The organism is Mycolicibacterium chubuense (genome assembly GCF_001044255.1).
GTDB classification, from domain to species: domain Bacteria; phylum Actinomycetota; class Actinomycetes; order Mycobacteriales; family Mycobacteriaceae; genus Mycobacterium; species Mycobacterium chubuense.
The window spans coordinates 99785-106369 of the sequence record NZ_JYNX01000059.1; the positions used below are offsets into that span (position 1 = coordinate 99785).

The 6585-nt window shown below is 67.7% G+C and carries 9 protein-coding genes; 6 read left to right on the forward strand and 3 right to left on the reverse strand.

Annotated elements, in window-relative coordinates; all coding sequences use genetic code 11:
• The first annotated feature begins 5 nt into the window (after positions 1-5).
• The 3 genes from wzt to wzm are packed head-to-tail and all read left to right on the forward strand — an operon-like array spanning position 6 to position 2543.
• Positions 6-827, forward strand: coding sequence for a galactan export ABC transporter ATP-binding subunit Wzt/RfbE (gene wzt / locus MCHUDSM44219_RS20705; RefSeq protein ID WP_048420121.1), 822 nt, complete (start codon positions 6-8; stop codon positions 825-827).
• Positions 817-1716, forward strand: a complete 900-nt coding sequence (gene glfT1 / locus MCHUDSM44219_RS20710; RefSeq protein ID WP_048420122.1) for a galactofuranosyltransferase GlfT1 — start codon at positions 817-819, stop codon at positions 1714-1716. The genes wzt and glfT1 overlap by 11 nt, the downstream gene beginning before the upstream one ends.
• Entirely contained in the window at positions 1713-2543 is an 831-nt protein-coding gene (gene wzm / locus MCHUDSM44219_RS20715) for a galactan export ABC transporter permease subunit Wzm/RfbD (RefSeq protein WP_048420123.1), read from the forward strand. Before glfT1 ends, wzm begins: the two co-directional genes overlap by 4 nt.
• Positions 2544-2546: 3 nt before the next feature.
• On the opposite strand, the gene MCHUDSM44219_RS20720 is transcribed toward wzm, so the two are convergent.
• Both MCHUDSM44219_RS20720 and MCHUDSM44219_RS20725 read right to left on the reverse strand, forming a co-directional pair.
• Positions 2547-2981, reverse strand: a complete 435-nt coding sequence (locus MCHUDSM44219_RS20720) for a pyridoxamine 5'-phosphate oxidase family protein (protein ID WP_048420124.1) — start codon at positions 2979-2981, stop codon at positions 2547-2549.
• A gap of 66 nt (positions 2982-3047) precedes the next feature.
• Positions 3048-3509 carry a carboxymuconolactone decarboxylase family protein gene (locus MCHUDSM44219_RS20725; protein WP_048420125.1) on the reverse strand — a complete coding sequence of 154 codons (462 nt, stop codon included), beginning with the start codon at positions 3507-3509 and terminating at the stop codon, positions 3048-3050.
• A gap of 49 nt (positions 3510-3558) precedes the next feature.
• Here MCHUDSM44219_RS20725 and pdxR point away from each other — a divergent pair, with 49 nt between their 5' ends.
• Positions 3559-4965, forward strand: coding sequence for a MocR-like pyridoxine biosynthesis transcription factor PdxR (gene pdxR, locus MCHUDSM44219_RS20730; RefSeq protein WP_048420126.1), 1407 nt, complete (start codon positions 3559-3561; stop codon positions 4963-4965).
• Positions 4966-4974: 9 nt separating this feature from the next.
• Complete coding sequence (locus MCHUDSM44219_RS20735; RefSeq protein WP_082162305.1) at positions 4975-5463, forward strand: nitroreductase/quinone reductase family protein; 489 nt, start codon at positions 4975-4977, stop codon at positions 5461-5463.
• Between the two features lie 43 nt (positions 5464-5506).
• Here the strand turns inward: MCHUDSM44219_RS20735 and MCHUDSM44219_RS20740 are convergent, their stop codons facing one another.
• Complete coding sequence (locus tag MCHUDSM44219_RS20740; RefSeq protein ID WP_048420146.1) at positions 5507-5806, reverse strand: hypothetical protein; 300 nt, start codon at positions 5804-5806, stop codon at positions 5507-5509.
• Positions 5807-6114: 308 nt separating this feature from the next.
• Between MCHUDSM44219_RS20740 and MCHUDSM44219_RS20745 the strand changes: the two genes are divergently transcribed.
• Positions 6115-6585, forward strand: a 471-nt coding sequence (locus tag MCHUDSM44219_RS20745; RefSeq protein WP_048420128.1) for a DUF222 domain-containing protein, incomplete at its 3' end; no start/stop codon positions are given.

Sequence of the window (6585 nt, forward strand, 5' to 3'; positions counted from 1 at the left end):
CGTTCGTGGCAAGTCCTAGTGGCTCGTCCGAGCCCTCCATCCACACGCGCAACGCGTGGGTGGAGTTCCCGATCTTCGACGCCAAGACGCGCTCGCTGAAGAAGGCGTTCCTCGGCAAGGCCGGCGGCGCGATCGGACGCAACGATTCCAACGTCGTCGTCATCGAGGCGCTGCGCGACATCACGATGTCGCTGAAGATGGGTGACCGCGTCGGCTTGGTCGGGCACAACGGTGCGGGCAAGTCGACCCTGCTGCGGCTGCTCTCCGGCATCTACGAACCCACCCGCGGCGTGGCCACGGTGCAGGGCCGGGTGGCCCCGGTGTTCGACCTCGGGGTCGGTATGGACCCCGAGATCTCCGGGTTCGAGAACATCATCATCCGCGGTCTGTTCCTCGGTCAGACCCGCAAGCAGATGCTCGACAAGGTCGACGAGATCGCCGAGTTCACCGAGCTCGGCGACTACCTGTCGATGCCGCTGCGCACGTACTCGACGGGCATGCGGGTGCGGCTCGCGATGGGCGTGGTGACCAGCATCGACCCCGAGATCCTGCTGCTCGACGAAGGCATCGGCGCCGTGGACGCCGACTTCCTGAAGAAGGCCCAGACGCGGCTGGCCCAGCTGGTGGAGCGGTCCGGCATCCTGGTGTTCGCCAGCCACTCCAACGAGTTTCTGGCACGGCTGTGCAAGACCGCGATATGGATCGATCACGGCACCGTGAGGATGGAGGGCGGGATCGAAGAGGTGGTCCGCGCCTACGAGGGCGAGGACGCCGCCCGCCATGTGCGCGAGGTGCTCGAGGAGACGGCGCACACGCATGAACCGTGAAACCGTGGTCGCGGTCGTCGTCACCCACCGTCGTCCCGACGAGCTGGCGAAGTCGCTCGATGCCGTGGCCGCCCAGAGCAGACGTCCCGACCACCTGATCGTGGTCGACAACGATCACGACGAGCGGGTCCGTGATCTCGTTGTCGGCCAACCGATTCCGACCACCTATCTGGGATCGCAGCGAAACTTGGGCGGCGCAGGCGGTTTCGCGCTCGGCATGCTGCACGCGCTCGCGCTCGGTGCGGACTGGGTGTGGCTCGCCGACGACGACGGCCGGCCCCAGGACGCCGAGGTGCTGGCGACGCTGCTGAACTGCGCAGGCCGCCACGGGCTGGCCGAGGTGTCGCCGATGGTGTGCAACCTCGACGAGCCCGATCGTTTGGCCTTCCCGCTGCGCCGCGGCCTGAAATGGCGGCGGCTGGTGAGCGAATTGCGTACCGACGGAAACGGAGACCTGCTGCCGGGCATCGCGTCTCTGTTCAACGGCGCTCTGTTCCGTGCCACGACTATCGAGGCGGTCGGCGTGCCCGATCTGCGATTGTTCATCCGCGGCGACGAGACCGAACTGCACCGCCGTCTCGTCCGCACCGGGTTGCCGTTCGGCACCTGTCTGGACGCGGTGTACCTGCATCCCTGTGGCACCGAGGAATTCAAGCCGATCCTGGGTGGCCGGATGCACACCCAGTATCCGGACAACGAGGCCAAACGGTTCTACACCTACCGCAACCGCGGCTACCTGCAAGCCCAGCCGGGGATGCGCAAACTCGTCGCGCAGGAATGGCTGCGGTTCGGCTGGTACTTCCTGGTGTCGACGCGCGATCCGCGTGGTTTCGCCGAGTGGATCCGGTTGCGGCGGTTGGGTCGACGGGAGAGGTTCGCGCGACGATGACGTTCACGGATGCCGCGGCACAGTCGAAGACGTTCACCCGGGCCTGGGCCGACCTGGTCGGCGGGTTCGGTAAGCGCGAGCTGTGGCTGCACCTGGGGTGGCAGGACATCAAGCAGCGGTACCGGCGTTCGGTGCTGGGCCCGTTCTGGATCACCATCGCCACCGGCACCACCGCCGTGGCGATGGGTGGGCTGTACTCGAAGCTGTTCAAACTCGAGCTGTCCGAACATCTCCCCTACGTCACGCTCGGGTTGATCATCTGGAATCTGATCAACGCCTCGATTCTCGAGGGCGCCGAGGTGTTCATCGCCAACGAGGGTCTGATCAAACAACTTCCGACGCCGCTGTCGGTGCACGTCTACCGACTGGTCTGGCGGCAGATGATCCTGTTCGCGCACAACATCATCATCTTCGTGATCATCGCGATCATCTTCCCCAAACCGTGGACGTGGACGGACCTGTCCGTCATCCCCGCGCTGGCGCTGATCTCTCTCAACTGTGTCTGGGTCGCTTTGTGTTTCGGCATCCTCGCGACCCGCTACCGCGACATCAGCCCGCTGCTGAACAGCCTGGTGCAGCTGTTGTTCTTCATGACGCCGATCATCTGGAACGAGGCGACGCTGCAATCCCAGGGCGCCGGCCAGTGGGCCAGGATCGTCGAGCTCAACCCGCTGCTGCACTACCTCGACATCGTGCGGGCCCCGCTGCTGGGCGCGGATCAGGAGCTGCGGCACTGGATCGTGGTGCTCGTCCTGACCGCATTCGGCTGGTTGTTCGCCGCGCTGGCGATGCGCCAGTACCGGGCGCGGGTGCCGTACTGGGTGTGACCGTCAGCTGACGAGCGCGGTGTGGTCAGGTTCGGGGCCGAACACGAACCGACGACCGGTCAGCGTGTCCGGCATGATGCGCACGTAGCGGAGCTTGCGGGTGGCGACCCACGGGTACAGGCCTGCGCGTTCGGCCTCGTCGATTTCCGCGGTGGTGGAGAGCGGCTTGGCCGTGCCGCGCAGCACCACGCTCCAGCCCTCGGCCACGGTGTGGTCGTCGGCCTCGAACACCACGTGCTCGTTGAGCACCGAGGTGAGCAGCTTGGTGCCTTCCGCGGTCCGGAACAGCACCGTCTTGTGCTGGACGACGTAGTTGACGGGGAAGATCTCGGTCCACCCGCCGACGGTCGTGACCAGCCTGCCCAGCGATACCCCGGACAGCAGGTCCCAGCTCTGTGCGTCGGTGAGCACGGTCACCGGTGTGGTTGTCGCGTCCATGAATTCATGGTCGTCGGCCTTTGCCGATGCTCGTAGGGTCCAACGGCACTACCTTCGGCCCTTCGGTCAGCGCCGCGGCGGTGGCGTGTGCACGGCGGCGTTGATCCGATTCCAGGCGTTGATGGTCACGGCCATCGCGATGACCTGTCCCAGCTCCCGATCGGTGAACGCATCTGCCGCGGTGGCGTAGACGTCGTCGGGAACCCCGTGATCGCCGAGCACCGTGATCGCTTTGGTCAGCGCCAGGGCGGCCCGTTCACGCGGGCTGAAGATGTCGCCCGCCTCCGTCCACGCCGCGAGCACGTCGAGCTTCTGCTCGCCCACCCCGAGCTTGCGCGCATCGCGGGTGTGCATGTCGAGGCAGAACGCACAGTGGTTGATCTGCGACGCGCGGATCTTGATCAGTTCGCCGAGTTCGGGTTCGACGTCCTTGGCGGCTGCCGTGGACAACGCCATCATCGCGTCGTAGAGCTCCGGGGAGCTCTTGTAGATCTTCAACCGGGCCGGGGTGGTGAGGGTCTGTGTCATGACGTCGACGCTAAGCCCGAATGACCCATGACGGTGGTTCAATCAGACCATGGTTTCCTGGGCCAATTCAGGAACCCGCGATCTGCACCTCGAACTGCGCGGGTCCGTCACCCCCGGCGCGCGTGGCGCGAAGGACCTGCTGATCACCGCCGTGCGCGATGCGGTGCGCTCCGGCCGGCTCACCCCGGGCACGATGCTGCCGCCGTCCCGGACGCTGGCGTCCGATCTCGGTCTGGCCCGCAACACGGTCGCCGACGCCTATGCCGAACTCGTCGCCGAAGGGTGGCTCGGCTCCCGCCAGGGTGCGGGCACCTGGGTGCTCAACACCACCCGGCCGGTGACCCGCACCCGCCCGCGGGGAGCGCGGGTTGCCCCGGTGCACAACCTGATGCCCGGATCGCCCGACATCTCGGAGTTTCCGCGCGGACAGTGGCTGACGTGTGCGCGCCGCGCGCTGTCCGCCGCCCCGAACGATGCGCTGCGGATGGGCGATCCGCGCGGCAGCATCGAATTGCGTTCCGCCCTGGCGGAGTACCTCGCCCGCACCCGCGGGGTCCGCACGTCGGAGGAGTCCATCGTGGTGTGCGCCGGGGTGCGACAGGCGGTGCTGTTGCTGGCGCGCGCCCTGGGTGGACCTTTCGCCGTGGAGGCCTACGGGCTGTTCCTGTTCCGCGATGCGCTTGCCGCGTCCGGGGTGACGACAGTCCCGATCGGGGTGGACGACAAGGGTGCGGTGGTGCAGGACCTCGACGGCCTGGACGTGACCGCGGCGCTGCTGACGCCGGCCCACCACAATCCGCTCGGGATGCCGATGCATCCGTCGCGGCGGATGGCCGTCGTCGAATGGGCGCAGCGCACAGGCGGATTCGTGCTCGACGACGACTACGACGGGGAGTTCCGGTTCGACCGCCAGCCCGTCGGCGCGCTGCAGGCATTGGACCCGGACCGGGTGGCCTACCTGGGGTCGGTCAGCAAGAGTCTGTCACCGGCGCTGCGGCTGGGCTGGATGGCGCTGCCCGACAGCCTCGTCGACCCTGTGGTCGAAGCCGCTGGGGGACAACAGTTCTCCGTCGGTGCCATCGGTCAGCTCACGCTGGCGGAGTTCATCGCGGGCGGCTACTACGACCGGCACATCCGGCGGATGAGGGCCCGGTACCGGCGCCGGCGGGACGCGCTCGTCGGCGCGCTGGAACCGCTTTGCGTCGAGATCAGCGGCTTGGCCGCGGGGCTCAACCTGCTGGTGAGCCTGCCCGACGGGGCCGAGCCCGAGGTGATGCGGCGCGCCGGCGAGGCCGGCATCGCGCTCACCGGACTGTCGATCATGCGCCATCCCGATGCCCGATCCGGGGTCGCCGACCGCGACGGCGTCGTCGTCGGTTTCGCCGCACCGCCCGAGCACGCTTTCAATGCAGCGGTTTCGGCGTTATGCGAGGTTCTCGAGGCCAGCGGACTGTAGCGTCCGGCTATGGCCAGTCGGCGTCCGATGAGCGTGTACGAACGCACGCTGGAACGCTTCGCCCGAACTCCGCTGGGCTACTGGTACGTCACGCGCCTCGCGCCGCTCATCGATCCGCCGCTGCTGCGCCTCAGCGGCGGACGGGTCAGCAGCGTCTATCCCGTGCCGGTGATGCTGCTGACCACGATCGGCGCGAAAACCGGGCTGCGGCGGACGTTACCGCTGCTCTACGTCATCGACGGGGACTCTCTGGTGCTGATCGCGTCGAACTACGGCAGGCCCGGCAATCCGTCCTGGTACCGCAACCTCGTCGCCAACCCGCGGGTGGAGGTGCTCGCCGGCCGGTTCAGCGGGACCTACGAGGCGCGCGAGATCACCGATACGGCCGAGCGTGCCGACGCCTGGGACAAGGCGCTCGACGTCTACGCCGGATACGGCGATTACGAAGTGCGTGCCGGGAGTCGGACGATCCCGCTGGTGCGTTTGCGTCGCACATGAAGAAGGGCGCCCCTTGTGGGGGCGCCCTTCTGGTCGGTGGTGCTTACTTCACGGTGACGTAGATCGTCTGGCTGGTCTCCGAGCGGTTGGAGTCGCCGTTGGACGTTCCGAACGGGACGGCCGTGCGCGTGATCGGGCCGCGGGTCACGGAGACCACCGAGGACTCGTCCAGCGGGGCGCTGCCCTGGCGGTTCACGACGACGCGGTTGCCCTGGGCCTCCAGCGCGCTGATGGTGTCGGCGGCGTTGCCACCGGTCGGGGCGGCGAGCGCGGGGGCGGCCAGGCCCAGAACTCCGGCGGTCAGGGCGGCTGCGGCGGCGGTGGTGATGGTGAGCTTCTTCATGGTCTTGCCCTCTTCTTGGTTTCCGATCTTGGTGATCTGATGTCTCAAACCTGCGGATGGGCGCATTCCATGTCAGGTGGCAGAAATTGAACGGCGGCTGGCAGAAACACATGCCTGCAACTCGCTTGTCTGGGTGGGCTGGGTCATGCGGCGCCGCGGGTTATCGGCTGCGTCACGCGCGGTCGGGCCTTAGCACGTCGGGGCGTTGCGAGAGACCGTTGTCCACAGCTTCGTCGTCACGGGGCCGGTTATCCACAGGGGCGGTTTTCCTTCTACCGAGGTGCTGCGGCCTCGCTAAAATCGAACGTATGTACGATTCCGCGGTGCCGCCGATGGCGTCGCTGGCTGCTGCCGGCGATGCGGATCTGGTCGACATCGTGACCGGGTGTGGGGCGGCGGCGGCGCGGGCCGAGGCGGTGAAGCTGGCCGCGATCGTGGAGTTCTGGGAGCGTCGGCGTGCACCGGAGCGGGCCGGCTGGGCCTGTGATGATTGGGACGCCGCCGCCGCGGAGATCGGGTGTGCGCTCAACATCAGCTCCGGGCGCGCCTCGGGGCAGATGACCCTGGGGTTGGCGTTGCGGGACCGGTTCCCGCGGCTGGGCCGACTGTTGGCGGCCGGGCGGGTGCCGGTGTCGCTGGTGACGACGATCGTGTTCCGCAGCGCGCTGGTGGTGGACCCGGCCATCTTGGCCAGGTTGGACGGCATCGTCGTCGACGCCGTGCGGGAGTGGGGGCTGCTGTCGCAGAAGAAACTCGAGACCGCCATCGACGCCACGATC

Coding starts and splice junctions, on each gene's coding strand:
- wzm (WP_048420123.1), top strand. CDS start 1,713: ATGACGTTCACGGATGCCGCGGCACAGTCGAAGACGTTCACCCGGGCC.
- MCHUDSM44219_RS20735 (WP_082162305.1), top strand. CDS start 4,975: ATGGCCAGTCGGCGTCCGATGAGCGTGTACGAACGCACGCTGGAACGC.
- pdxR (WP_048420126.1), top strand. CDS start 3,559: ATGGTTTCCTGGGCCAATTCAGGAACCCGCGATCTGCACCTCGAACTG.
- MCHUDSM44219_RS20725 (WP_048420125.1), bottom strand. CDS start 3,509: ATGACACAGACCCTCACCACCCCGGCCCGGTTGAAGATCTACAAGAGC.
- MCHUDSM44219_RS20740 (WP_048420146.1), bottom strand. CDS start 5,806: ATGAAGAAGCTCACCATCACCACCGCCGCCGCAGCCGCCCTGACCGCC.
- MCHUDSM44219_RS20720 (WP_048420124.1), bottom strand. CDS start 2,981: ATGGACGCGACAACCACACCGGTGACCGTGCTCACCGACGCACAGAGC.
- glfT1 (WP_048420122.1), top strand. CDS start 817: ATGAACCGTGAAACCGTGGTCGCGGTCGTCGTCACCCACCGTCGTCCC.